General features: G+C 70.9%; 20 protein-coding genes. 9 read left to right on the forward strand and 11 right to left on the reverse strand.

The window, feature by feature from the left end:
- Nucleotides 1-212 precede the first annotated feature (212 nt).
- Nucleotides 213-698 (reverse strand): ribose-5-phosphate isomerase, encoded by a 486-nt coding sequence (locus tag E0500_RS01425; RefSeq protein WP_131569794.1) that lies wholly within the window; start codon nt 696-698, stop codon nt 213-215.
- A 177-nt stretch (nt 699-875) separates the two neighbouring features.
- On the opposite strand from E0500_RS01425, the gene E0500_RS01430 reads away from it, so the two are divergent.
- Nucleotides 876-2,375: an amino acid permease gene (locus E0500_RS01430; protein ID WP_131569792.1), complete on the forward strand. Its 1,500-nt coding sequence runs from the start codon at nt 876-878 to the stop codon at nt 2,373-2,375.
- A gap of 162 nt (nt 2,376-2,537) precedes the next feature.
- Nucleotides 2,538-3,935 (forward strand): FAD-binding oxidoreductase, encoded by a 1,398-nt coding sequence (locus E0500_RS01435; RefSeq protein ID WP_399120131.1) that lies wholly within the window; start codon nt 2,538-2,540, stop codon nt 3,933-3,935.
- Between the two features lie 141 nt (nt 3,936-4,076).
- Here the strand turns inward: E0500_RS01435 and E0500_RS01440 are convergent, their stop codons facing one another.
- Complete coding sequence (locus E0500_RS01440; protein WP_131569790.1) at nt 4,077-4,664, reverse strand: biotin transporter BioY; 588 nt, start codon at nt 4,662-4,664, stop codon at nt 4,077-4,079.
- Nucleotides 4,665-5,031: 367 nt separating this feature from the next.
- Between E0500_RS01440 and E0500_RS01445 the strand changes: the two genes are divergently transcribed.
- Nucleotides 5,032-6,426, forward strand: a complete 1,395-nt coding sequence (locus E0500_RS01445) for an amino acid permease (protein WP_131569788.1) — start codon at nt 5,032-5,034, stop codon at nt 6,424-6,426.
- Between the two features lie 155 nt (nt 6,427-6,581).
- Here the strand turns inward: E0500_RS01445 and E0500_RS01450 are convergent, their stop codons facing one another.
- Nucleotides 6,582-7,244, reverse strand: coding sequence for a DsbA family protein (locus E0500_RS01450; protein ID WP_131569786.1), 663 nt, complete (start codon nt 7,242-7,244; stop codon nt 6,582-6,584).
- Nucleotides 7,245-7,421: 177 nt separating this feature from the next.
- On the opposite strand from E0500_RS01450, the gene pepN reads away from it, so the two are divergent.
- The 4 genes from pepN to E0500_RS01470 all read left to right on the forward strand — a co-directional run bounded on the left by pepN (nt 7,422) and on the right by E0500_RS01470 (nt 13,457).
- Nucleotides 7,422-9,992, forward strand: a complete 2,571-nt coding sequence (gene pepN / locus E0500_RS01455; protein ID WP_131569784.1) for an aminopeptidase N — start codon at nt 7,422-7,424, stop codon at nt 9,990-9,992.
- 248 nt (nt 9,993-10,240) lie between these two features.
- Complete coding sequence (locus E0500_RS01460; RefSeq protein ID WP_131569782.1) at nt 10,241-11,281, forward strand: hypothetical protein; 1,041 nt, start codon at nt 10,241-10,243, stop codon at nt 11,279-11,281.
- A 147-nt stretch (nt 11,282-11,428) separates the two neighbouring features.
- Nucleotides 11,429-12,190 carry an IclR family transcriptional regulator gene (locus E0500_RS01465; protein ID WP_131569780.1) on the forward strand — a complete coding sequence of 254 codons (762 nt, stop codon included), beginning with the start codon at nt 11,429-11,431 and terminating at the stop codon, nt 12,188-12,190.
- A gap of 241 nt (nt 12,191-12,431) precedes the next feature.
- Nucleotides 12,432-13,457 carry a PP2C family protein-serine/threonine phosphatase gene (locus E0500_RS01470; RefSeq protein WP_131569778.1) on the forward strand — a complete coding sequence of 342 codons (1,026 nt, stop codon included), beginning with the start codon at nt 12,432-12,434 and terminating at the stop codon, nt 13,455-13,457.
- A gap of 25 nt (nt 13,458-13,482) precedes the next feature.
- Here E0500_RS01470 and E0500_RS45315 read toward each other — a convergent pair whose 3' ends face one another.
- The 4 genes from E0500_RS45315 to E0500_RS01485 all read right to left on the reverse strand — a co-directional run bounded on the left by E0500_RS45315 (nt 13,483) and on the right by E0500_RS01485 (nt 17,191).
- Nucleotides 13,483-13,797: a hypothetical protein gene (locus tag E0500_RS45315; protein ID WP_399118373.1), complete on the reverse strand. Its 315-nt coding sequence runs from the start codon at nt 13,795-13,797 to the stop codon at nt 13,483-13,485.
- Entirely contained in the window at nt 13,794-14,621 is an 828-nt protein-coding gene (locus E0500_RS01475) for a serine hydrolase domain-containing protein (protein WP_399118375.1), read from the reverse strand. Before E0500_RS01475 ends, E0500_RS45315 begins: the two co-directional genes overlap by 4 nt.
- A gap of 90 nt (nt 14,622-14,711) precedes the next feature.
- Nucleotides 14,712-16,475 (reverse strand): TIGR03767 family metallophosphoesterase, encoded by a 1,764-nt coding sequence (locus tag E0500_RS01480; RefSeq protein ID WP_131571672.1) that lies wholly within the window; start codon nt 16,473-16,475, stop codon nt 14,712-14,714.
- 242 nt (nt 16,476-16,717) lie between these two features.
- A complete protein-coding gene (locus E0500_RS01485) occupies nt 16,718-17,191 on the reverse strand; it encodes an NUDIX hydrolase (RefSeq protein WP_131571669.1) in 474 nt (157 codons plus the stop codon).
- A 315-nt stretch (nt 17,192-17,506) separates the two neighbouring features.
- Here E0500_RS01485 and E0500_RS01490 point away from each other — a divergent pair, with 315 nt between their 5' ends.
- Nucleotides 17,507-20,803 carry a S8 family serine peptidase gene (locus tag E0500_RS01490; protein WP_131571666.1) on the forward strand — a complete coding sequence of 1,099 codons (3,297 nt, stop codon included), beginning with the start codon at nt 17,507-17,509 and terminating at the stop codon, nt 20,801-20,803.
- A gap of 80 nt (nt 20,804-20,883) precedes the next feature.
- On the opposite strand, the gene E0500_RS01495 is transcribed toward E0500_RS01490, so the two are convergent.
- From E0500_RS01495 to E0500_RS01505, 3 genes are all read right to left on the reverse strand, one after another.
- Nucleotides 20,884-21,360 (reverse strand): hypothetical protein, encoded by a 477-nt coding sequence (locus E0500_RS01495; protein WP_181586832.1) that lies wholly within the window; start codon nt 21,358-21,360, stop codon nt 20,884-20,886.
- A 417-nt stretch (nt 21,361-21,777) separates the two neighbouring features.
- Nucleotides 21,778-21,978, reverse strand: a complete 201-nt coding sequence (locus E0500_RS01500; RefSeq protein WP_181586833.1) for a hypothetical protein — start codon at nt 21,976-21,978, stop codon at nt 21,778-21,780.
- A complete protein-coding gene (locus E0500_RS01505) occupies nt 21,975-22,526 on the reverse strand; it encodes an RNA polymerase sigma factor (protein ID WP_399118379.1) in 552 nt (183 codons plus the stop codon). Before E0500_RS01505 ends, E0500_RS01500 begins: the two co-directional genes overlap by 4 nt.
- Nucleotides 22,527-22,913: 387 nt before the next feature.
- Between E0500_RS01505 and E0500_RS01510 the strand changes: the two genes are divergently transcribed.
- Complete coding sequence (locus E0500_RS01510; protein WP_131570990.1) at nt 22,914-23,930, forward strand: aspartate-semialdehyde dehydrogenase; 1,017 nt, start codon at nt 22,914-22,916, stop codon at nt 23,928-23,930.
- 55 nt (nt 23,931-23,985) lie between these two features.
- On the opposite strand, the gene E0500_RS01515 is transcribed toward E0500_RS01510, so the two are convergent.
- Nucleotides 23,986-24,483, reverse strand: a complete 498-nt coding sequence (locus E0500_RS01515) for a DUF1203 domain-containing protein (protein ID WP_131570992.1) — start codon at nt 24,481-24,483, stop codon at nt 23,986-23,988.
- Nucleotides 24,484-24,498: the final 15 nt, after the last annotated feature.

Here is a 24,498-nt window from a genome sequence, read left to right on the forward strand (position 1 = left end):
TTGCGTGCGTGGGGTGGGGGCAGGGGGATTTCCTCGCCCCCGCCGCCCCTACCCATTCCCGTCCCCTGGGAGCTCCGCCCCCAGACCCCCGCTCGGCCTGAACGGCCTCGTCCTCAAACGCCGGACGGGCTGGGGGTGCCTGGCCGCCCTCCTGGCACCTGGCACCTGGCCAGCGTCGATCGCGCCCTTCCAGCGCCACCCGGCGGTGGTGCCTACTGCTGCGGGTGGTGGGGCGGGATCGGGGGGAGGTCGCCCGTCGTCTCGTACGCCGACAGCATGTCGATGCGGCGGACGTGGCGTGCGTCGCCGGAGAAAGGCGTGTTGAGGAAGGTCTCGACGAACTTCGTCGCCTCCTCCTGGGTGTGCATGCGCGCACCCACCGCGATGACGTTGGCATCGTTGTGCTCGCGCCCCAGCGAAGCGGTCTCCACGCTCCAGGCAAGGGCCGCACGGACGCCCTTCACCTTGTTCGCCGCGATCTGCTCCCCGTTCCCGGAGCCGCCGATCACGATGCCGAGGGACCCGGCGTCGGCGGCCGTCTTCTCGGCGGCACGGAGGCAGAACGGCGGGTAGTCGTCCTGGGCGTCGTAGATGTGGGGCCCGCAGTCGACGGGCTCGTGGCCGGCGGCCTTGAGCCACTCAACGAGGTGGTTCTTCAGTTCGTAGCCGGCGTGATCCGAGCCGAGGTAGACGCGCATGATCCGAGTGTGACACGCCGGTTTCGGCGTCGCCCGCCGGGGGGCCAGCAGCGAAAACAGGAGTCATGGAGGGCCTCACCAGGGGGCAGATGCCACGAGACACACGACCGAAGACGCGCGCCGGACATCACAGATGTCCGGCCCCGTACCCTCCAGCGGCGCAAAGGAAATACCCCCATGACTTCGCAGCCGACCACGACAACGAAGGCCGGAAGCGGCCCGGGCGGCCACGGAGAGCCCGGCGGCGGCCTCCAGGCCGGGCTCAAGAGCCGTCATCTGTCCATGATCGCCATCGGTGGCGTCATCGGCGCCGGCCTCTTCGTGGGGTCCAGCTCCGGCATCGCCACCGCCGGCCCCGGCATCCTCCTGTCGTACGCCCTCGTGGGGACGATGGTCGTCCTCGTGATGCGGATGCTCGGCGAGATGTCGGCCGCCAACCCGACGTCCGGGTCCTTCTCCGCCCACGCCGACCGCGCGCTCGGGCGCTGGGCCGGGTTCTCGATCGGCTGGCTGTACTGGTTCTTCTGGGTCGTCGTGCTCGCCGTGGAGGCCACCGCCGGGGCCGAGATCCTCGAAGGGTGGATGCCCGACGTACCGCAGTGGGGGTGGGCGCTCATCGTGATGGTGGTGCTGACCGCCACCAACCTCGTCTCGGTCGGCTCGTACGGCGAGTTCGAGTTCTGGTTCGCGGGGATCAAGGTCGTCGCGATCGCCGCGTTCATCGTCGTCGGCGGGCTCGCCGTCTTCGGGGTGCTGCCGGGTGTCGACGCCGGGAAGGCCGGGCTGTCCAATCTCACCGACCACAGCGGCTTCCTGCCGAACGGTCCGGGCGCGATCCTCATCGGCGTACTGCTCGTCGTCTTCTCCTTCATGGGCACCGAGATCGCCACACTGGCGGCCGGTGAGTCGGAGGACCCGCGGAAGTCGGTCACCAAGGCCACCAACAGCATCATCTGGCGCATCGGTGTCTTCTACCTCGGCTCGATCTTCGTCGTGGTGACGCTGCTGCCGTGGAACGACCCGTCCATCAAGGACAAGGGCTCGTACGTCGCCGCCCTGGACTCCCTCGGCATCGCGCACGCCGGCCAGATCATGAACTTCATCGTGCTGACGTCCGTGCTGTCCTGCCTCAACTCCGGTCTCTACACGGCCTCCCGGATGGCGTTCTCGCTCGGCGCACGCGGTGACGCGCCGAAGGCGTTCGCGCGGACGAACGCGCGCGGTGTGCCGATGGCCGCGATCCTCTCCTCGGTCGTCTTCGGGTTCGTGGCGGTCTTCTTCAACTACGCCTACCCGGACTCCGTCTTCCTCTTCCTCGTCAACTCCTCCGGCGCCGTGGCCCTGTTCGTCTGGCTGGTGATCTGCTTCTCCCAGCTGCGGCTGCGCAAGGTCATCGAGCGCGAGGAGCCGGAGAAGCTGGTCGTCCGGATGTGGCTGTACCCGTACCTGACCTGGGCGACCATCGCTCTGATCCTGTTCGTCCTGGGCTACATGCTGACCGACACCGAGCACGGCAACCGCGACATCCTGCTGCTGTCGCTGCTGGTGGCGGCCGTCGTGGTCGGGGTCTCGCTGGTCAAGGAGAGGCTGCCGGGCGGCGGGCGGGCCACAGCCACGAAGCCGGAGACCTCGGCGACCGCGGAGGGCTTGGAGGCCTCGGATACCTCGGAGCGCTGAAACGCCGGGTTCGCACGAGCGTGAGGCTGCCGCACGGGACAAAGCCGTACGCGAAAAGTTGACGGCAGATGTCAGGAAATCCAGCAACCATCGCCCCCAACCGGAAGGACGAAGGACCACGAGCCGACCTCCCGGCGAGCCAGCCCACAAGAACCGAAGGACATACCCGTGACCTTGCAGGGCCACAAGGGCCATAAGAACGACAAGGACCAGAAGGACCCCACGGCGCAGCGCCTCGTCTTCAGGCCCGGCGACGACGGCTACGAGGGCGAGGTCGCCGGCTTCCAGACCGGCCCGGCGCAGCGGCCCGCCGTGGTCTTCGCCGCGTCCTCGCCCGCCGATGTGGCCGCCGCGGTGGCGTACGCGGCGGCCGAGGGACTGCCGGTCGGTGTCCAGGCGACCGGGCACGGGCTGCCGGGGGCGGCCGAGGGTGGTGTGCTGATCACGACGAAGCGCATGGACGGCGTGACGATCGACCCCGAGGCGCGTACGGCACGCATGCAGGCGGGGGTCCGCTGGGGCGGTGTCGTCGAGGCGGCCGCACCGTACGGGCTCGCCCCGTTGAACGGTTCCGCACCGGGCGTGGGCGCCGTCTCGTACACGTTGAGCGGTGGACTGCCCCTCCTGGCCAGGGAGTTCGGGTATGCGGCCGACCATGTGCGCGCCCTGGACGTGGTCACCGCCGACGGGCGGCTCCGCCACGTGACGCGGGAGTCTGACCCCGATCTGTACTGGGCACTGCTCGGCGGCGGCCACAACTTCGGTGTCGTCACCGAGGTGGAGACCGGTCTCGTGCCGGTGGCGCGGCTGTACGGTGGCGCGCTCGACCTCGACGGGCGCGCGGTGGACCCGGAGGCCGTGCTGCGGGCGTACGAGCGCTGGACGCGGACCGTGCCCGCGACGCTGACCTCGTCTTTCGCCGCGGTCGCGTACCCGGACGTCCCGGCGCTGCCGCCGCACCTGCGCGGGCGGTACGTCATCTCGGTGCGGGTCGTGTACACCGGAGCCGGCACCGATGGGGAGCGGCTGGTCGCCCCGCTGCGGGCGTTGGGTCCGGTGCTCAGGGACTCGCTGCGGGAGATGCCGTACACCGAGAGCCACACCGTCCACAGTGACCCGGACGTCCCGCACACGTACTACGGGGACAGCGCGGTGCTGAGCGGTCTGGACGTGGCCGCTGCCGCCGAGGTGCTGTCGCGCACCGGCCCCGGGGTGTCCCCGATGTGCGTGGTGCAGATCAACCACCTGGGCGGGGCGCTGGCCGCCGAGGCACCGAACTCCGTGCCGCACCGGGAGGGACGGTTCCTCGTGCGGCTGGTGGCGATGGCCGGGCGTGAGGCGGCGCGTGCGGTGCTGGACCCGGCGTTCGCGGTCCTCTCGCCGTGGACCATCGGGCGTGCGCTCAACTTCGCGTTCGGCGCGGACGACCGTACCGAGGGGCTGTACGACACGGAGACGCGGCTGCGGCTCGCCGCGTTGAAGGCGAGGTACGACCCGAGCGGCATGTTCCGGCGGAACTACACGATCGAGACGATCGAGCCGGCCAGGGAACGGGCCTGAGAACGGGAGGGGCCCTGCCGCGCGGTGCGGCAGGGCCCTTCGCCGGGCGGAGCGGATCGCTCATCTGCGGCCGATGGAGCGGATCGCTCCCTTACGGCCGATGGAGCGGGTCGTTCCCTTGCGACCGGCGGAGCGGATCGCTCACTTGCGGTCGGCGAGCTTCCAGGCCGCGGGCAGCGCGCCCATCGCCAGCGCGGCCTTCAGGGCGTCGCCGATCAGGAACGGGGTGAGGCCGGCCGCGATGGCGGCGGTCAGCGACATGTCGGCGGCGAGGGCCAGGTACGGCACGCCGATCGCGTAGATGATCAGCTCGCCGACGGCCATGGTGCCCGCCATGCGCAGCACCGAGCGGTCACCGCCGCGCCGGGCCAGCGCACCCACGAAGGTGGCGGCCAGCAGCATGCCGAGGACGTAGCCGAAGGACGGCGCGGCATAGCCCGAACCGCCTTCCGCGAACCACGGCATCCCGGCCATGCCCACCAGCGCGTACAGGGCGAGCGACAGGAACCCTCGGCCCGCGCCCAGCGCCGTACCCACGAGGAGCGCCGCGAAGGTCTGGCCGGTCACCGGCACCGGGGAGCCCGGCACCGGCACCGCGATCTGGGCGGCGATTCCGGTGAGTGCGGCGCCGCCGAGCACGAGCGCGACGTCGCGGACGCGGGACGCGGGCAGCAGGTCGGCGAGGACTTCGCCGGGGCGGCGGGCGGATGTGGCGGCGGCAATGCTCATGACGGGGGCTCACTCCGGCGATGGATGCGGTCGGGGACACGGTGACGCTATCCCAGGGCCCTGGACGCGATCACCGTCAGCGCTCGACAAAGCGAACAGCGCGCGCTTGATGTGCTCCCCACAAAGGATGTGACTTACACACGCTCCGGGGTGACGCCGGTCACTGAGGTGGGGAGACGGCTCGGGGAGGTTGGCGGGCGGGCGGGAACTGTAGGGTTCCTCCAAACAACCGGCGTGAGCGAATCATCACGTTCCGTGCCCCGGCCGTCCGCATGGTGGGCGGGCTTCTCATGCGGCGCGGTGGGCGCCCACACTGTCGGCGTTTTGCCCACTCGCACCCATTCGCTACCAAGGGGCCACGACACCCATGTCAGGCAGCACCCTCGACTCCGCGCGGGAGACCTCTGCCGCGGACGTCCCTCTTTCCCACGGCCTCAAACAGCGTCACCTGTCGATGATCGCGCTGGGCGGGGTGATCGGCGCGGGCCTGTTCGTCGGGTCCGGGGCGGGCATCGCCGCCGCCGGGCCGTCGATCGTCGTCGCGTACGCGCTCTCCGGTCTGCTCGTCATGCTGGTGATGCGGATGCTCGGCGAGATGTCGGCCGCGTATCCGTCGTCCGGCTCCTTCTCGGCGCATGCCGAGCGCGCCCTCGGCCCGTGGGCGGGCTTCACCGCCGGCTGGGCCTTCTGGGTCCTGCTCTGCACGGCCGTCGGCCTGGAGGGCATCGGCGCCGCGAAGATCGTGACCGGCTGGCTGCCCGACACCCCCGAGTGGGGGTGGGTGGCGCTGTTCATGGTGGTGTTCCTCGTCACGAACCTGGCCGCCGTGAAGAACTTCGGCGAGTTCGAGTTCTGGTTCGCCGCGCTCAAGGTCGGCGCGATCAGCCTGTTCCTGGTCCTCGGCGTGCTCGCGGTCGCCGGGGTTCTGCCGGGCACGGACTCCCCCGGCCTCTCCCGCCTCACCGGCGAGGGCGGCTTCCTGCCGAACGGCAGTGAGGGCCTCGTCATCGGGCTGCTCGCCTCGGTGTTCGCGTACGGCGGTCTGGAGACGGTCACCATCGCGGCGGCCGAGTCGGAGGACCCGGTCCGTGGTGTCGCCCGTGCGGTCCGTACGGCGATGTGGCGCATCGCGCTCTTCTACATCGGCTCGATGGCGGTCGTCGTCACCCTCGTCCCGTGGAACGCGAAGGCCGTCGTCGACAAGGGCCCGTACGTCGCCGCCCTCGAACACATCGGCATCCCTGGCGCCGCCCAGCTGATGAACGTGGTCGTCCTCGTGGCCCTGCTGTCGGCCATGAACGCCAACATCTACGGTTCCTCGCGCATCGCGTACTCGCTGGTGGCACGGGGACAGGGCCCGAAGGCGCTGGCGCGGGTCTCCCGCGGGGTGCCGCGGGTCGCGGTCCTGGCCTCCTGCGTGTCCGGTTTCGTCTGCGTGGTGCTGAGCTACTGGCGGCCGGACGACGTCTTTCCCTGGCTGCTGAACATGATCGGCGCCGTGATCCTGGTCGTCTGGGTGTTCATCGCCGTCTCGCAGCTGCGGCTGCGCCGCCGGCTGGAGCGGGAGGCCTCGGAGAAGCTGGTCGTGCGGATGTGGGCGTTCCCGGCGCTGACGTGGGTCGCGCTCGCGGGGATGGCGGCGATCTTCGTCCTGATGGCGCGGGAGCCGGGCACCCGGGTGCAGCTGTACGCGACGGGCGGGATGACGCTGGTTCTGGCGGCGCTCGGGTACGCGCGGCAGAGGACTCGCGCCAAGAGCTGATCCGCCGGCGGACGTATTGCCGTTCGCCGCCCGGCAGAGGTAGGAAACGTCCTGCCCGTGATCGTCTTCTCTCACGCTCACCGGGCAGGCAGAGATACAGGTGGGCCCCCGCGAGAACGTGACTCGCGGGGGCCCACCCATGCGGGCGCCCGGGGTCAGAGGTTGCTGAAGTCCGGGCCCTTGGTACGGGTGCGCTTGATCTCGTAGAAGCCCGGGATCGAGGCGACCATGAGGGTGCCGTCCCAGAGCTTGGCGGCCTCCTCGCCCTTGGGGGCCGGGGTGACGACCGGGCCGAAGAAGGCGATCTGCTCGCCGTCGGAGCCGGGGACCGCGATGACCGGGGTGCCGACCTCCTGGCCGACCTTCTCGATGCCCTCGTTGTGGGAGGCGCGCAGTTCGGGCTCGTACGGGGTGGAGTCCCAGTGGTCCATCAGCGACTCGGGCAGGCCCACGTCCTTCAGCGCCCGGGCGACGACCTCCTTCTCGATGCCCTCGCCCTGGTTGTGGATGCGGGTGCCGAGCGCGGTGTACAGGTCGCCGAGCACCTCGGCGCCGTGCTCCTGCTCCGCGGCGATGACCACCCGTACGGGACCCCACGCTTTGGTCTGGAGCATCTCGCGGTAGTTCTCGGGCAGCTCGTCCAGCTTGTTCTCGTTCAGGACCGCGAGGCTCATCAGATGCCAGCGGACCTCGATGTCCCGGACCTTCTCCACCTCCAGGACCCACCGCGAGGTCATCCAGGCCCACGGGCACAGCGGGTCGAACCAGAAGTCGACGGGGGTCTTGCCGGAGGTCGCCCCGGAGGACTGCTCGGACATGGCTCTCCTAGAAAGTGGCCAAGTGGTCGTTTTCCCTGGGCAACACCGGCGCACGCCCGCACCATTCCCACGCCCCGCCCCACGATGTGGGCACTGCGCCCCGCTGTCCGGTCCCGGGGGCGCATGGCAGGATCGGCCTGTCCGTATGCCGAACACCACCTGTAGGGAGTGCCGCCCGTGCCCGGTGAGAATCTGTCCCGCGACGAGGCCCAGGAGCGGGCCGCGCTGCTGTCCGTCGACGGGTACGAGGTGTCGCTCGACGTGCGCTCCGCCGTGGGCGACACGGGCGGCGAACCGCGCACGTTCCGTTCGGTCACCACGATCCGCTTCCGCTGCTCCGACCCGGGCGCCACCAGCTTCGCCGACCTGGTCGCGCCGAGCGTGACGGCGGTGTCCCTCAACGGCAGGGACCTGGACCCGAGCGAGGTCTTCGACGGTACGCGGATCGTCCTGGAGGACCTGGCGGCCGACAACGAGCTCGTCGTCGACGCCCGGTGCGCCTACTCGCGCACCGGCGAGGGGCTGCACCGCTTCGTCGACCCCGAGGACGGCGAGGTCTACCTCTACACCCAGTACGAGCCGGCCGACTCCCGCCGTGTCTTCGCGAACTTCGAGCAGCCCGACCTGAAGGCGCCCTTCCGTTTCGAAGTACGGGCGCCGGAGGGCTGGACGGTCTGGAGCAACGGGGCCGGCGAGCAACAGGACGGGGTGTGGCGGTTCGCGGAGACCAAGCCGATCTCGACGTACATCACGGCGGTCGTGGCGGGGCCGTACCACTACGTGACGGACACGTACGAGCGGACCTTCGAGGACGGTACGCGGCTGGAGATCCCCCTCGGCGCGATGTGCCGCAGGGGTCTCGCCCCCTACTTCGACGCCGACGACGTCTTCCTCGTCACGAAGCAGGGCCTGGACTTCTTCCACGACCACTTCGACTACCCCTACCCCTTCGGGAAGTACGACCAGGCCTTCGTGCCGGAGTACAACCTCGGCGCGATGGAGAACCCGGGGCTCGTCACGTTCCGCGAGGAGTTCATCTTCCGGGGCAAGGTCACGCAGGCGTCGTACGAGCGGCGGGCGAACGTCATCCTGCACGAGATGGCACACATGTGGTTCGGCGACCTGGTGACCATGGTGTGGTGGGACGACCTGTGGCTGAAGGAGTCCTTCGCGGACTTCATGGGCACCTTCTCGATGGTCGAGGCGACCCGCTTCACCGATGGCTGGATCACCTTCGCCAACAACCGCAAGTCCTGGGCGTACCGCGCCGACCAGCTGCCCTCCACGCACCCCGTCACGGCCGACATCCGTGATCTGGAGGACGCGAAGCTCAACTTCGACGGCATCACCTACGCCAAGGGCGCCTCGGTGCTGAAGCAGCTCGTCGCGTACGCCGGGCGGGACGCCTTCCTGGAGGGCGCGCGGCGGTACTTCAAGCGGAACGCGTACGGCAACACGCGCCTGGGTGACCTGCTGTCGGTGCTGGAGGAGACGTCCGGGCGGGACATGGGCGGCTGGGCGCGTTCCTGGCTGCAGACGGCCGGCGTGAACTCGCTGACCCCACAGGTGCTGCTGGACGCGGACGGGCGCGTGGCCGAGCTGGCCGTACTGCAGGAGGCGGCGGAGTCACACCCCCGGCTGCGGCCGCACCGGGTGGCCATCGGCCTGTACCGGCGCGGCCAGGAGGGCGCGCTGGAGCGGTACGCCCAGGCCGAGACGGACGTCGACGGTGCGCGTACGGTCGTGGCGGAGCTGGCGGGCGCCGAGGCGCCGGAGCTGGTGCTGGTCAACGATGCCGACCTGACGTACTGCAAGACCCGCTTCGACGACATGTCGCTGGCGACGCTGCGGGCCGCTCTCGGCGACATGACCGACCCTCTGGCGCGGGCCCTGTGCTGGTCGGCGCTGTGGAACATGACGCGGGACGCGCTGCTGCCGGCGCGGGAGTTCATCGACCTGGTGCTGAAGTTCGCGGGCCGGGAGTCCGACATCGGTGTCCTGCAGATGCTGCACGCGTGGGCCGAGTCGGCGCTGACGCACTACGCGGCGCCGGAGTGGCGGGAACAGGGCTCCCGCCTGCTCACGCAGGGCGCGGCGGTCGAGCTGTACGCCGCCGAGCACGGCAGCGAGCACCAACTGGCGTGGGCACGGTTCTTCGCCCGGGTGACCGACGAGCCGGGCTTCGAGCTGCTGACGGGCCTGCTCGACGGTACGGCGACGGTCGACGGACTCCAGGTCGACCAGGAGCTGCGCTGGGCGCTCCTGGACACGCTGGCCACGCACGGCGTCGTCGGCGAGAAGGAGCTGGCCGCCGAGCTGGCCCGCGACGACACGGCGTCCGGCAGGCGGCACCAGGTCCGCTGCCTGGCCGCCCGCCCCTCGGCCGCGGTGAAGGCGCAGGCGTGGGCGTCGGTGGTGGAGTCGGACACGCTGTCCAACGCCCTGGTCGAGGCGACGATCGCGGGCTTCGGCCGGCCGTCCCAGCGGGAGCTGACGGCGCCGTACGCGGAGAAGTACTTCGCGGCGATCGAACGGGTCTGGGCCCAGCGGTCGATCCAGATCGGCATGAACGTGGTGAGCGGGCTGTTCCCGTCGTTGCAGGGCTCCCCGGCCACGCTGGACGCCACCGACGCCTGGCTGTCGGCGCACGAGGACGCGCCGCCCGCACTGCGGAGGCTGGTCCTGGAGGCACGGGACGACCTGGCGCGGTCACTGCGGGGCCAGGCGTGTGACGCGGCGGCGAAGTAGCCGTCGGCTCCGCGCCCGGTAAGTAGCCGTCCGCGAGGCGTACTTGGGTGGCACCGCAGGTTGACGCGGTGCCCCCATCGCGCGGTTACGAAATTCAGGTATTCGGAGCCGTAACCTTTACCGTTCCCCATCCGGACCAGCCACTCTCGGCACTCGAACGTGCGTACTTTAGGGCCGTCTTGTCCGCATATGGCGACGAGCGTGTAACAGCGGTTCAAGGGCCGGTCGCACACGGGAATCTGCGGGTCATGAACAACACCCCGCTCTCCCCCCACTCCCACCCGCTGCACCGCCTCGCCGACCTCCGGGGCCGTGTGCGGACCACCGCCCAGCTGCGCGGCCTCGGCGTCACGCCGGCCGAGACGAGCGAGCAGTGCCGCCCCGGCGGGCCCTGGCAGCAGATCCTGCCGGGCGTGTACCTGCTCCACCCCGGCGCGGCCACGCCTCAGGAGCGCCTCCAGGCGGTCCTGCTGTACGCGGGCCGATCCCGCGACGCGGCCGGGGTGCCCGCACAGCCGGGCGCCGACAAGCCGCACGGCCCCGCCCCGGACGCCGTGATCACGGGCCTGGCCGCCCTCGCCCTGCACGGTTTCGCCTCGGCTCCCTCGCTGCTCTCCCTGGACCACGTCGACGTCCTCGTCCCGCGTCTGCGCCGCCTGCGCTCCACGGGCTGCGCACGCGTCCTGCGCACGCCCGCGCTTCCCGTCCCGGTCCACATCGCCGGCCTCCCGGTCGCACCGGTTCCGCGGGCCCTGGCCGACGCGGTGGCGGGCCTGGCCGACGCGGGTGCCGTACGCCGGCTGCTGACGGAGGCGGTGCGCGCCGGTCACGCCGAGCCGTCCGCGGTGGTCCGGGAGCTGTCCCGGGCGCGGCTGCTGAACCGCCCGCACGTGGTGGGCGCGGTCGACTCCCTCCTGGCCGAGGGCCGCGCGCTCGCCGAGGACCGGCTGCTCCGCATGGTCGAGGAGCACGGCCTCCCCGACCCCGTCTGGAACGTGGACCTGCGATTGCCCGGCGGCCCCCACCTGGGCGGCCTCGACGCGTACTGGCCGGAGCACGCGGTGGCCGTGGAGCTGGACACCCGGGGCCCCCGCCACGACGAGGACGCCCTCGGGTCGGAGTACGCCCGCAAGCGCGAGGCCCTGGAGCGCCTGGGCATCACGGTCGTCCACATCACCCCGAGGAAGCTCCGCGAGTCCCTGGAGCAGCAGGCCGCGATCGTCCGTACGGCCCTGATGGCGTCGGTGGACCGCGAGCCGGCGGCGTACGTAGTGGTGCTCCCCCGCTGAGCGCTCCACGGGCGCGGGGCATCGGGCGCCGGTATCAGGAGGGGAGCGTAGGGGCCGCCGAAGTGGATTCGGCGGCCCCTACGGATGACCTCGGCGTTCGCGGACTGCGGCCTTGCCTGCGTCGTGCGCCCGGCGCACGCTGGTCTTATGGGTGTGCGACGGGACGGCCCCACGCTCATCACGTCCGTGCAGCGGGCCTTCCGCCTGCTGGAGGCGGTGAGCGTGCACGAGAACGGTGCACCGGCGAAGCAGTTGGCGCACGACACGAGGCTGCCCCTGGCCACCGCCTATCACCTGCTGCGGACGCTGCTCCACGACGGATACGTGCGCAAGCTGGACGACGGCGGCTTCGTCCTGGGCGACCGGCTGGAGACGCTGCACACCACGGGCCGCGGACAGGCGCAGCTCAGCCGGATCCGTCCCACGCTCGCCGCACTGCGGGACGAGCTCACGACCGCCGCCTACCTCACCTTCTACGAGGAGGGCGAGATCCGGGTCGCGGAGATCGTCGACGGCCCCAAGGCGCCGCGGGTCGACATCTGGGTGGGCTTCGAGGAGGCCGGGCACGCCACCGCGCTGGGGAAGTCCGTACTGCGGGAACTCGACGACGACTCCCGCAGGGACTACCTCGCCCGACACCCCCTCGTCGACCTCACCCCGCGGACCATCACCAGCCCTCCGGAGCTGCTCCGGCATCTCGACTCCTCACCCGTGGCGCCGGCCGTCACGGACCTGGAGGAGTACATCCTCGGCACGGTCTGCATCGCTGTGCCCGTCTACAGCGGGGACACGCTCGGCTCGCTCGGCGTCTCCCTGCGGGCGGAGCGCCGCCGCCAGATCGAGGAGATACGGGCGCGGCTGATCCCGACCGCGTGTCGCGTGACCAGGAGTCTTTCGTTCACTATCTGAAAATCTCCTCCTTGCAACTTTCCGCTCGAACCTTTTTCCTGGACGAAAGGGACATTTCAGGAGTGCGTCTCGCGCACCACGCACAGGTGAGGACTGCGGACACAGCATGAGCCAGGCCCGAGACCATGCCGGCGCCGGCCGGCGGCAGGCACGGCCGTTCAGGAAGCGAGGAGCACATCCCGGGGCATCGGCCCGGAAAAGCGCTGCCGCACGGGTGGCCGCGGGCACGCCCGTCCTGCCCGTGCTGATCGTGTCCGTCGTCGTGATCGTCGGACTCCTCGGCGGAGGGGGGAGGATACTGCTGCCCCTGCTCGCGGCCGGGCCCGCGCTGGCCGCCACCACCTGCGGGCCGCACGGAGTCCTCTGCATCGGTCTCCTCGCCACCGGGCTGGGCACGACGCTCGGTCTCCATGCCAGCGCTCCGGACCGAGAGCTGGCAGCCGTGCTCTCCGCGCTGACGGTCGTCACCCTGGCGAGCAGCCTGTCCAGCGCAGTGCTCCGGCGTCGCGAACGGGTGCTCGCGGCCGTCCGCTCGGTCGCCGAGGCCGCTCAGCACGCGCTGCTCAAACCGGTACCGGAGAGGGTCGGCCCGTTCCAGGTGGCCGTGCGCTACAGCGCCGCGGCGGCGGAGGCCCGTATCGGCGGGGATCTCTACGCGCTCGTGCCCACCCCGTACGGGGTCAGGCTGATCGTCGGCGATGTGCGCGGCAAGGGGCTGCCGGCCGTGGAGACCGCCGCACTCGTGCTCGGTGTCTTCCGGGAGGCCGCCTACGACGAGCCCGATCTCCTCGCCGTCGTCGGCAGGATCGAGCGGAGCCTGACACGCAACCTCGACGGCGACGACTTCGTCACCGCCGTGGTCGCCGGATACCCGCAGGCAGGGCAGCTGGAGCTGGTCAACTGCGGACACGCGCCCCCGCTGCTGGTCCGCGCGTCCGGCGGCGTCGTGGCGGCGGAGCCCACCCATCCGGCTCCGCCCCTGGGGCTGCGCGCCCTCACGAGCGAGACCCCCAGCCTCCAGGTGCTGCCCTTCGGCCGAGGGGACCAGCTGCTGCTCTACACCGACGGGGTCACCGAGGCCCGCGACCACGGCGGTGAGTTCTATCCGCTCGCCGAAGGGCTGGCGCGCCACGTGTCCGACGAGCCGGCAGGCACCCTCACCGCGCTCCACGACGAACTGCTGGAGCACGTGGGCGGCCGACTGCACGACGACGCGGCGCTGCTCCTGCTCCGTAAGCCGCCCGTGCCGGAACCAGCGGTGTCCTGAGCGCGGGCGCCGCGCCGCCTCGGCTCTACTTGCCGCAGAACTCCGCCTCGATCACCGCATCACTGTCGCCCGACCAGTCGCCGTTGAAGTTGAAGGCGAGGGAGTGGCGGCCGTCTGCCGTCGTCAGCGCGACCGCGAGGGTGCCGTAGACGTCGCCGCCGTGGCCCCAGACGTGGACTCCGCAGCTCAGCTCGACATCGGTGAGGCCCAGGCCGTAGCGCCGGTTCGGGTCGCCGGTGTCGACCGTGGTCGTCAGCTCCTTCTGCTGCTTCTTCGGGAGCAGGCGCCCGCGTATGAGTTCTGTGTAGAAGCGGCTGAGGTCCGCCGAGTCGGAGATCATGCTGCCCGACGCGCCGGCGAGCGTGGGGTTCCACTCGGTGACGTCGTACGCCGGGCCGGTGGTGTCGCGGAGTTTGCTGTACGCCCGGCTGCTGGGGCGGGGCATCGTGGGGTCCGTGCGGGGGCGGTCGTGGCCTGCAGGCCGAGCGGCTCAATGATGCGGGCGCGGATCTCGTCGCCGTACCAGTGGCCCGTGACCCTCTTGATCACCATGCCGGCGAGGACATAGTTCGTGTTCGAGTAGTTCCAGGACCTGCCCGGGTCGAAGTCCGGCTCGTTCTTCATGGCGAACGCCACCAGGTCCTGTGGGGTCAGCGTGTCGTAGCGGTGCTCCAAGAAGCCGTCCTTCGCGAGGTACCTCTCGATGAAGGTCTTGTCCTTGGTGATGTTGAAGATCCCGCTGGTGTGGTTGAGGAGCTGGCGGAGCGTGATCTTCCTGCCGTCGTGGCCGTGGCCGCGGACCACGCCCGGCAGCCACTTCTCCACCGTGTCGTCCAGCGACAGCTCTCCCTCCGCCTCCAGCTGGAGCATTACCGTCGCCACGAACGTCTTGGTGATGCTGGCGACGCGGTAGTGGTCCTCGGTCGAACGCGGCTTGCCCGTCCTGAGGTTACCCACGCCCGACGTGGCCTTCCAGACACCGTGGGCGTCTTTCGCCTGTGCGGTGACGCCCGGTACGCCGTCCCGCACGGCGGCGTCCATGGCCTTCCGGGTCGCGCGGTGGCCGGGCCCCGCGACCCCGGCGGGTGCCGCGGCCACCGGGGCGGCCATGGCCACGGCTGCCGCCAACGCGGTCGCGACGACGAGTCCCGTACGTGCTGACATGGGTTCCCCCTGCTCCGATGGGTTCGGTCGGGAGGGGGGACCCCGGAGGGCTGGGCGAGGGTTGACCGGCATGCGATGGTTGAGCGGCTTTCAGCCCTTGCGCAACACCAGTTCCACGTTCCGGTCCTCCGGCGTGCCGGAGAGGTCCGTGCGGGAGCCCGGGGCGTTGAAGGACAGTTCGCGGTACAGGGACGCGAGGCCGGTCTGGGAGAGGTCGGCGAAGTCCGTGGTGTGCGGGGCCGCCGACTCGACGAGCGTGGTGAACAGGGAGATCGTGCCGTCCTCGTTGTCCACCAGCTCGATGACGCGGGCGAGCTGGGGGAAGTCGATGTGGGAGGCCGTCGAGATCTCCCAGAAGGAGCCGCCGCCCGGGTACGAGTGCGGGGTGATCCGGTTGCGGTGGCTGTGGCCGTTGACCCAGGCCAGGACGCCCTTGTGGCGGCCGAGGAGGGAGAGGACCTCGTCGCCGCCGTGGCGGGCCTCACCGGGGTGGGCGGGGTCCTCGCGGAGGTTGCGCATCGTCCTGCTGGTGTGATGGCTGAAGACGATCGCGTACGAGCCGTTCTCGCCGTGCTCCTTCAGCGTGCGGTCCAGCCACTTCAGCTGCGCCGTGCCGAGCGAGCCCTCGTAGTGGCCGCCGGGGTCGGTGGAGTCGAGGCTGATGCCGATGACGTCGTCGGCAATGCGGAAGGTGTAGTACTGGGTGCCGGCGTCCACGTTCGCCTGCGAGTAGCCGTGGCCGACCGGGCCGGGGCCGGTGTGGGCCGGGTCCAGGTGGGCCTTGAGGTACTCCAGCGGGGTGAAGGGGGCGCGGTTCTCGTCCGGGGTGACCGAACGCATCTGCCGGGTGTGGGACTTGAGCATCGCCTTCCAGTCGGCGCCCTGGGGGTCGCCGCCCGTTTTGACGTTGTCCCAGATCGTTTTACCGGCCTGCTCGTCCAGCGTCATCAGCTTCCTGCCGCCGACCGCGAAGTCCGCGAAGAAGGAGTCGCCGGGGGCGTAGCAGCCGCCGGGCAGGGAGTCGTGGTTGCCGACCGTCGAGTACCAGGGCAGGTTCAGGCCGGGGCTGTTCACCTCCCGGATCGCGGCCGCGAGGAAGCCCTCGATGTGCGGGAAGCCGAGCTGCTTGTCGGCGTCGCGCAGGGCCGCTTCCGGCTGCCAGTACAGCTTCAGACCGCTGTCCTGGACGCCCTCGTAGCGACGCGGGTCACCGGAGTTGGGGGCGATGCGGCCACCGCTCATCACCTTCAGGAACCAGTCCAGCTCGGTGCGGGAGTTGTTGTCGGTGTTGTCGCCCGTCGTCATCACGAAGTGGAGCGGGGAACCGGTGACGGGGGCTCCGCGGAGCGCGTTGACCCGCTCGACGAGCGAGACCGCGCCCGCCACGGACAGCGCCTCCTGCGGACGCCAGGCGCTCGACGTCTGGGCGCGCAGGTACTCGTACCGCAGCGGGTGCTGGACGTCCACCACGTGCAGGTCGGTGAACTGGACGAAGGCGGCGAGGGCCGTACGGCGGTTCTCGCGGCCCGACCCGGGGGTGGCCAGGTCGCCGCGGACGACGCGGTTCCAGGCCGGGCCGTCGCCGAGCCGTCGGTAGCCGGAGCCGCCTCTGGGCGCCGCGACCGAGCCGAGGGTCGTGCCGCGCGTGTACGGCGCCAGGGGCGCGGCCGGCGCCTGGCGGGAGGAAAGGGAGACCGAGGCCGCGTCCCCGGTGGTGGCGCGGGCGGGGGCCTCGGCGCCGGGCCGCAGGGCGAGCCCGATGCCCGCCGAGAGGGACACCGCGCCGGTGGCGGCGAGGAAGGCGCGACGGTCAGGAGCGGTGGCAGCGGCGGCGACAGAGCGTAGGCGCGACATGGCGCGATCTCCCCGAGTGCAAACGCGTCAGTGATGGTCACGGACGGCTCGGCACGCGAACAGTCCGCTCGTACTGGATCGTTGGCACCGGGGATGGCCTGCACGTGAACTGGACGGCAACGCGGAGCACCGATCACCGTACGTGGATCTTGGGCCACCCTGCGCGTTCGCGAAGACTTCCCGAACGTAAGACAGCCGGAAGGCCGGCGGTCACTCCGAGTTCACTTCGCGGGGTACAGCACCTATCCCCGCGGCGCGTCCGGCACCGGCTCCTTCAGGTGTCCGGCGGGCGGGCGTTCGCGCCACAGGGTGAGGCCGACGTCGATCAGTCCGACCCGTTCCAGGGAGGGCACGGTGTCGAGCGGGTGCCAGGCCGCCATGTCGGTGGAGCCGTTCGTCTCGTGGCGGAGGTCGCCGCCGGTGACGCGGGCCTCGTAGACGATGCGCAGACCGTGGAAGTCGGCGACCGTGCCGAGGCGGCGCGGGTACTGGCGCCTGTTGGAGTGCACGCCGAGGAGGGCGGCCGGCTCGACCGTGTACCCCGTCTCCTCCTCGACCTCGCGGATCACCGTGTCGTACGGGTCCTCGCCGTGGTCCATGCCCCCGCCGGGCAGCGTCCACCGCTTGCTGCCGTCACGGGCCACCCAGCGGGCCAGCAGCAACTGTCCGTCCCGTACGCACACGGCGTACGCCGCCACTCTCAACTCCTCACGCATGCACAGACGTTACACACACGAACGACGAACGGAGGGCTGATTCGGGGAACCATCGACCGACATGTCCCACCATCGACCGTCTTCAACTCCTCGCCGCATGCGGGGATTTCCCCATGATTCCCGCGCACCGCGGCAGGACTCTCCCCAAAACGACGTCTCATGCGTAAGGCTGAGCGATCATCCGGATCCGCACACCGGACAACGCGATCCGTCCCACCGTTCGGATCACCGTTGCTTCACCGTACTTCACCGTGATTCACCGTCGAATCACTGTCGAATCGCTGTCGTTCGTTCCTTCACGTACAAGGGATGCAGATGACCTTCACCTCCCAGCGCGCCCCGATATCGGGTGCGAGACGCGTGGCCCGTATCGCGGTCGCCGCGGGACTGGTGGCCGCGCTCTCCGCGGCCGGGCCGATACCCATGGCCTTCTCCGCGGACGACCCGTCCCCGGCCGTTCCTGCCGACGGTGGCGTCAAGTCCGCCCACGACAAGCTCGGTTCGTCCGACGCCGACCTGCTCGCCGAGGCCAAGGCGGACGGCGCCAAGAACGTCACCATGATGATCGCCACGGCGCCCGGCAAGACCGAGCAGGTCGCCGGGCAGCTGGACGCCATCGAGGGCGGCTATGTGGGCCGCACCTACGACAAGCTCGGCTACGTCCGGGCCACGGTGCCCACGAAGAAGGCGGACTCGGCCATCGCGGCGGCCGCGAAGCTCTCCTCCGTGCACGGCATCGATCTGCAGCAGGAGATCCCGCTCGACGACCCGACGCCGAGCGGCGACCGGGCGAAGGGCGCCAAGGAGCAGGCCACGGCCGGGAGTTACCCGGCGCCCGGCAGGAGCACTCCGGCCGAGAACCCGTACAACCCGTCCTTCGAGACGGGCGCCGTCGATTTCGTGAAGCAGAACCCGAAGGCGGACGGCCGGGGCATCACCATCGGCATCCTCGACTCGGGCGTTGACCTGGGCCACCCGGCGCTGCAGAAGACCACCACGGGCGAGCGGAAGATCGTCGACTGGGTGACGGCGACCGACCCGGTCAAGGACGGCGACAACACCTGGCGTCGGATGGACACCTCCGTCTCGGGGCCCACCTTCACCTACGGGGGCAAGACCTGGACCGCGCCGGCCGGTTCGTACAAGATCAGCACCTTCCTGGAGTCGTACACCGCCGGCGGCGACGCGGCGGGCGACGCGAACCGGGACGGCGACACCACCGACTCCTGGGGTGTCCTGTACGACGCGGCGGCCGGCACGGTCCGCGTCGACCTGAACAACAACTACGACTTCAGTGACGACACGCCGCTCAAGCCGTACAAGGACGGCTTCCAGATCGGCTACTTCGGCACCGACGACCCGTCCACGGACGTCGTGGAGCGGCAGCCGTTCGTCGTCGAGATCCGCAAGGACGTCGTCCTCAACTCCTCCGGTGCGAAGGCCGACTTCGTCAACATCGGCGTCATCGAGTCCGAGCACGGCACACACGTCGCCGGCATCACCGCCGCCAACGGCCTGTTCGGCGGCAAGATGAACGGCGCGGCCCCGGGCGCGAAGATCGTCTCGTCCCGTGCCTGCACCTGGAGCGGCGGCTGCACCAGCACCGCGCTCATGGAGGGCATGGCCGACCTGGTCATCAACCGGGGCGTCGACATCGTCAACATGTCCATCGGCGGTCTGCCGGCCCTCAACGACGGCAACAACGCGCGTGCCGAGCTGTACACGCGACTGATCGACACGTACGGCGTGCAGCTCGTCATCTCGGCCGGCAACTCCGGCCCCGGTGCCAACACGATCGGCGACCCGAGCCTGGCCGACAAGGTCATCTCGGTCGGCGCGTCCATCTCCAAGGAGACCTGGGCCGCCAACTACGGCTCGGCCGTGGAGAAGAAGTACGCGATGATGCCCTTCTCCTCGCGCGGCCCGCGTGAGGACGGCGGCTTCACGCCGACGCTGACCGCGCCCGGTGCCGCGATCAACACCGTCCAGACCTGGCTGCCGGGCGCCCCGGTCGCCGAGGCGGGCTACGCGCTGCCGCCCGGCTACGCGATGCTCCAGGGCACGTCGATGGCGTCCCCGCAGGCGGCAGGCGCCTCGGCGCTCCTGCTCTCCGCCGCCCAGCAGAAGAACATCGCCCTCACCCCGGCGAAGCTGCGCACCGCGCTCACCTCGACCGCCGACCACATCAGCGGTGTCCAGGCGTACGCGGAGGGCGCGGGCCTGATCAACGTCGTCGACGCGTGGAAGGTCGTCCAGAAGGGCCCCGCGGCGGCCGACTACACCGTGAAGGCCCCTGTCGACACCGCGATCGACTTCGCCCTGAAGACCCCGGGCTTCGGCACGGGCGTCTACGACCGTGAGGGCGGTCTGAAGGTCGGCCAGAAGAAGACCTACGACGTCACCATCACCCGTACGTCGGGTGCCGACCGGCCGATCCGCCACGAGCTGCGGCTGAAGAACAACAGCGGCGACACCTTCCGGATCGTCGGCGACGACGAGGTCTCGCTGCCGCTGAACAAGCCGGTGACCGTGAAGATCTCCGCCAAGCCGAAGTACTCCGGCCTGCGCAGCGCGATCCTGGAGGTCGACGACCCGAGGACCGCGGGCGTCGACAAGCAGGTCCTGAACACGGTCGTGGTCTCGGCCCCGCTGAAGTACGGCTTCTCGGCGTCGGGCGAGGTCCAGCGCAACAGCTCGAACTCGTACTTCGTGACCGTCCCCGAGGGCGCGAAGACGCTGGAGGTGGCGATCGGCGGGCTGAAGGACAAGAGCCAGACCCGGTTCATCGCCATCCACCCGTACGGCGTTCCGGTCGACAGCACCGGCACCCCGTACTGCTACAACAACTACGCAGGCGGCAACGGCTGCAAGCCCGACGTGCGCGCGTACGCGGACCCGCAGCCCGGTGTGTGGGAGATCGAGGTCGAGTCGCGCCGTACGTCGCCGCTGCTCGACAACCCGTACAGCCTGGAGGTCTCCGTCCTCGGCGCGTCCTTCGACCCTGAGCTCGTGACGATTCCCGAGGCCAAGGCCGGTACCCCGACCGACGCCTCCTGGAAGGTGACGAACGAGCTCGCCCCCGTCGAGGGCAAGCTGGTGGGCGGCCCGCTCGGCTCCTCGAAGTCGGCACGGCCGACCATCGCCCCCGGCGCCCAGCAGGTCACCACGGTCGACGTCCCCGAGGGCGCCGAGTCGCTGGACGTCGCCATCGGCAACGTCTCGGACCAGGCCGCCGACCTCGACCTGGTGGTCCTCGACCCGAACGGCGACGAGGCCGGCAGCTCCGCCGACGGCGACTCGGAGGAGTCCGTCTCCGTGCCCTCGCCGGCCGCCGGTACATACACCGTGGTGGTCGTGGGCTACGCGGTTCCGTCCGGCTCCACGGCGTACGACTACCGCGACGTGTACTTCTCCTCCGCGCTCGGCGAGATCACGGTGGGCGGTACGGCGGTGAAGCTCGGCACGGGCGACTCGGCGACGTTCTCCGGTTCGGTCGTCGCGCAGGCCGAGGCGCCGGCGGGACGTGAGTTCTTCGGCGAGGTCCAGCTGGTGAACGCGCGTGGTACGGCCGCGGGCGTCGGGAGCGTGCGGATCGAGAAGGTCACGCCGTAAGCGAGAAGGTCACGCCGTAAGGGCGTGCGCTTGGTGTGGGGCGGGCGCCCGGGTGCGGGCGCCCGCCCTTCCTCGTGCGGTCACTCGCACCGCACGGACTCGGCCCCCGGCACCGCCCGCTCGATCCAGGAACGTTCCTGGGCGATCCTCTTCTCACCGGTGACCAACAGGTCGGGCTTCGCCTCGTCGCGGTGGATGCCGATCAGGACGGGCTCGCCCTCGCGCAGGCGGCGGGCCTCGCGCTCCTCCACGGGGAACACGACCTCCTCGTCACCCTTGTCCGGCTTGTAGTAACGCTCGACATCCAGCGCGACCCTGGACAGCCCGGTATCGGGGGCCGGTTCGACGCCCGTGACGGTCCCCTCGACGATGAGGCGGGCGCAGGCGACGTAGGCCAGGCCGTCCTGTGATGTCACGCCGTCCGGCGTCCCTGACGTGTCCTGCGCCTTGCCCGCGTGCTCCTCCGAACTGGCCGCGCTGTCGCTGCTGGCGCCGTGTACCCCTGCACCACCCTGCGAGATCGTCCATCCCAGCCCGACGACCCCGAGGACGGCCACGGCGGCGGCGAGAGTCCCGAAGGCGAGGGCGATCGCCGATGGGCGGCGTCGCCTCGGGGCGCGGGTGCGGGCGGGGCGAGCCGAGGGGTGGACGCCGCACGGGCCTCACTGGCGGGGTGGGCGCCGGTGCGGGTTCCGTCTCGGAATCGGTTTCCTGTGCGGGCCGCGACGTGCCCTGGGTGCCGGGTGCGGGCCGCGCGGCCATGGGTCGCCCCGCCGGGTCCACGGCTTCCGCTTCCGTGCCGGGCGCGGGCGTGGGCGTGGGCGTGGTGAGACCGTCCCCGGCCAGCGCGTGACCGATCAGCCCCAACTGCTCGCGCAGCAGCGCCACGTCGGCCAGGGCGGACCTGTGCTCCGCGGCGAACGCGGCGTCGTCCAGGGCCCCTTCGGGCAACGGTTCGTCGATGATCGCGGCCATCAGCGCGTCCATGCCGTCGTACGGGTCACGCGCGTCGTACCGGGCGTCGCGCCGGGCTGGGTTCCGGGCTGGGTTCCGGTCTGGGTTCCGGTCTGGGTTCCGGGCTTCGTGCCGGTCGTCGTACCGGGCGTCGCGCCGGTCTTGCTTCCGGCCGTCGTGCCGGTCGTCGTGCGGGTTTTCGTTCCGGGCGGCCACGTCACACCACCTCGTCCTCGTGCAGGCGGGCGCGCAGGGCGCGGACCGCCGAGTGGAGCCTGCTCTTGACCGTGCCCTCGGGGATGCCGAGTTCCTCGGCGATCCCGCGTACCGGCAGGTCGGCGTAGAAGCGCAGCACGACGACCTGGCGCAGGGCGTCGGGCAGCGCGTCCAGACCGCGGGCGACGGCGAGCGAGAGCACGCTGGAGTCCTCACCGGAGGTGTGCTCCAGCTGCCGGAACGAGGCCAGGCGCTCGCCGATGCGTTCCTGGCGGCGCTTGGCCCGGTGCCAGTCCATGGCCAGATTGGAGGCGACGACCGCCGCCCACGCGGACACGTCCCGGGGGGCCTCGCGACCGCTCGCGGCCCGTTCCAGGAGCCGCAGCCGTACCTGCTGCACCCCGTCCAGCAGGTCCGACTGCGGTACCCCGCCGAGCGCGAGCACCGCCCGCACCCGGCGCTCCTGGGCCGCGTCCAGGGGATCGTCCGCCCCCTGGGCCACGTCCAGAGGTTCGTCCACCCCCGCGGCCCGCCGGGTTTTTCTGCGCAGCACAGCCACCCTCCCCTCGCCGCGTTTCCTCTAGGACGCCGGGGGCGGGGGAAACGTTCGGCCGGGGGCTCTCTTTCGGGGCGGCGGTGTGCGTGTGTGACGGAGGGCACGCTTGGCGGGGAGGGATGAGGGCAGACGGGACCCGGGAGGCGGAGCCCCGTACGGCTTCCCGTGCGCGGCGGGTCGCGGGCGGAAATCTGCGGTGCGGGGGGCCGGATGCCGACGAGCCTCCGCCGGCCGGGATGTCCCCGTCCCGACCTGCGCCTTCCCCGCGCGTCCCACGCCTCGGGCCGCGCACGCAAAGAATTGGACACGTGGACCGGGGGCCGACGCATGATGGGAGCGCCAGGCCACGTCATACGTACGCAATACACACGCAAAGGAGTCGCCGTGAGGGTCGGAATCGTCGGAGCCACCGGTCAGGTCGGCACGGTCATGCGCAGGATCCTCGTCGAGCGGAAGTTCCCGGTCGACGAGCTGCGTCTGTTCGCCTCGGCCCGTTCGGCCGGGACGGTGCTGGACGGCGTGACGGTGGAGGACGCGACGACGGCCGACTACACGGGCCTCGACATCGTGCTGTTCTCCGCGGGTGGCGCGACCTCGAAGGCGCTGGCCGAGAAGGTCGCCTCGCAGGGCGCGGTCGTGATCGACAACTCGTCGGCGTGGCGCAAGGACCCCGAGGTCCCCCTGGTGGTCTCCGAGGTGAACCCGCACGCGATCGCGGACCGCCCCAAGGGCATCATCGCCAACCCGAACTGCACGACGATGGCCGCGATGCCGGTGCTGAAGCCGCTGCACGAGGAGGCCGGCCTGGAGGCGGTGGTCGTCGCCACGTACCAGGCGGTGTCGGGATCCGGCCTCGCGGGCGTCGCGGAGCTGCACGGGCAGGCCCAGAAGGTGATCGCCGACGCGGACCGGCTCACGCACGACGGGGAGGCGCTCGACTTCCCCGAGCCGCAGGTCTACCAGCGCCCCATCGCCTTCAACGTGGTCCCGCTGGCCGGCTCGATCGTGGACGACGGCCTGAACGAGACCGACGAGGAGCAGAAGCTCCGCAACGAGTCCCGCAAGATCCTGGAGATCCCCGGCCTCAAGGTCTCCGGCACCTGTGTGCGCGTCCCGGTCTTCTCCGGCCACTCCCTCCAGGTCAACGCCCGCTTCGCCCGCCCGATCACCGTCGAGCGCGCGACGGAGCTGCTCGCGGGTGCGCCCGGCGTGGTCCTCACCGACATTCCGACCCCTCTTCAGGCTGCGGGCAAGGACCCCTCGTACGTCGGTCGCCTCCGCGTCGACGAGACGGTCGAGCACGGTCTGTCGCTGTTCGTCTCCAACGACAACCTGCGCAAGGGCGCGGCGCTGAACGCGGTGCAGATCGCGGAGCTGGTGGCGGCGGAACTGAAGGGCTGACGCGGCGGGTGGGGGCGGCGGGGGCGACGGACGGTTCCTCGCCCCCGCCTACCGCCTACCGCCTACCTACCTCGTACAGAAAGCACCCGTACTCCACCGCCCTCACATGCACCAACGCCACATCAGGATCGGCGAACGCCTCCTCGAAGGCCTCCTCAAAGGCCTGGTCGAACCCAGCGGCACCCGTGGCACTCTCCACGAGCCGCCCTCCCAGGATGTGACCATCGGCCGAGTACCGCCGAACCGTGCGCCGCGCCCCCGTGAACGCATACCCCTGCCCGGCAGGGCCCCCGCACTCCTCCGCATGGATGAAGACGGGCCCCTGTTCGTCGTACGCCCCGGGATCCACCCCCGCCCGAGCCGCCCAGCGCCGCAACGGAGCGTACGAGACGAGAGCGATGACCTCCCCGCGCTCACTACGCCGTAGGCAGCAACGCAGCGGAGCACCACCCTCCTCATCGGTCACGGGAACCATCCGGCGCCCCGCGTCGTCGGCGGAGCGCAACTCCTTCAGGACCGCACGGGTGATGGGAAGTGAAACGTATGTCGTCATGAAGGCCAGCCTCGC

It is taken from the genome of Streptomyces sp. KM273126, assembly GCF_004337435.2.
Lineage (GTDB): Bacteria > Actinomycetota > Actinomycetes > Streptomycetales > Streptomycetaceae > Streptomyces > Streptomyces acidicola.

Bases quoted from the DNA above. Each gene is read 5' to 3' on its own strand.
- E0500_RS01425 (WP_131569794.1), bottom strand. From the start codon at position 698: ATGCGCGTCTACCTCGGCTCGGATCACGCCGGCTACGAACTGAAGAAC.
- E0500_RS01430 (WP_131569792.1), top strand. From the start codon at position 876: ATGACTTCGCAGCCGACCACGACAACGAAGGCCGGAAGCGGCCCGGGC.
- E0500_RS01440 (WP_131569790.1), bottom strand. From the start codon at position 4,664: ATGAGCATTGCCGCCGCCACATCCGCCCGCCGCCCCGGCGAAGTCCTC.
- E0500_RS01445 (WP_131569788.1), top strand. From the start codon at position 5,032: ATGTCAGGCAGCACCCTCGACTCCGCGCGGGAGACCTCTGCCGCGGAC.
- E0500_RS01450 (WP_131569786.1), bottom strand. From the start codon at position 7,244: ATGTCCGAGCAGTCCTCCGGGGCGACCTCCGGCAAGACCCCCGTCGAC.
- E0500_RS01460 (WP_131569782.1), top strand. From the start codon at position 10,241: ATGAACAACACCCCGCTCTCCCCCCACTCCCACCCGCTGCACCGCCTC.
- E0500_RS01465 (WP_131569780.1), top strand. From the start codon at position 11,429: ATGGGTGTGCGACGGGACGGCCCCACGCTCATCACGTCCGTGCAGCGG.
- E0500_RS45315 (WP_399118373.1), bottom strand. From the start codon at position 13,797: ATGATCTCCGACTCGGCGGACCTCAGCCGCTTCTACACAGAACTCATA.
- E0500_RS01475 (WP_399118375.1), bottom strand. From the start codon at position 14,621: ATGTCAGCACGTACGGGACTCGTCGTCGCGACCGCGTTGGCGGCAGCC.
- E0500_RS01480 (WP_131571672.1), bottom strand. From the start codon at position 16,475: ATGTCGCGCCTACGCTCTGTCGCCGCCGCTGCCACCGCTCCTGACCGT.
- E0500_RS01485 (WP_131571669.1), bottom strand. From the start codon at position 17,191: ATGCGTGAGGAGTTGAGAGTGGCGGCGTACGCCGTGTGCGTACGGGAC.
- E0500_RS01490 (WP_131571666.1), top strand. From the start codon at position 17,507: ATGACCTTCACCTCCCAGCGCGCCCCGATATCGGGTGCGAGACGCGTG.
- E0500_RS01515 (WP_131570992.1), bottom strand. From the start codon at position 24,483: ATGACGACATACGTTTCACTTCCCATCACCCGTGCGGTCCTGAAGGAG.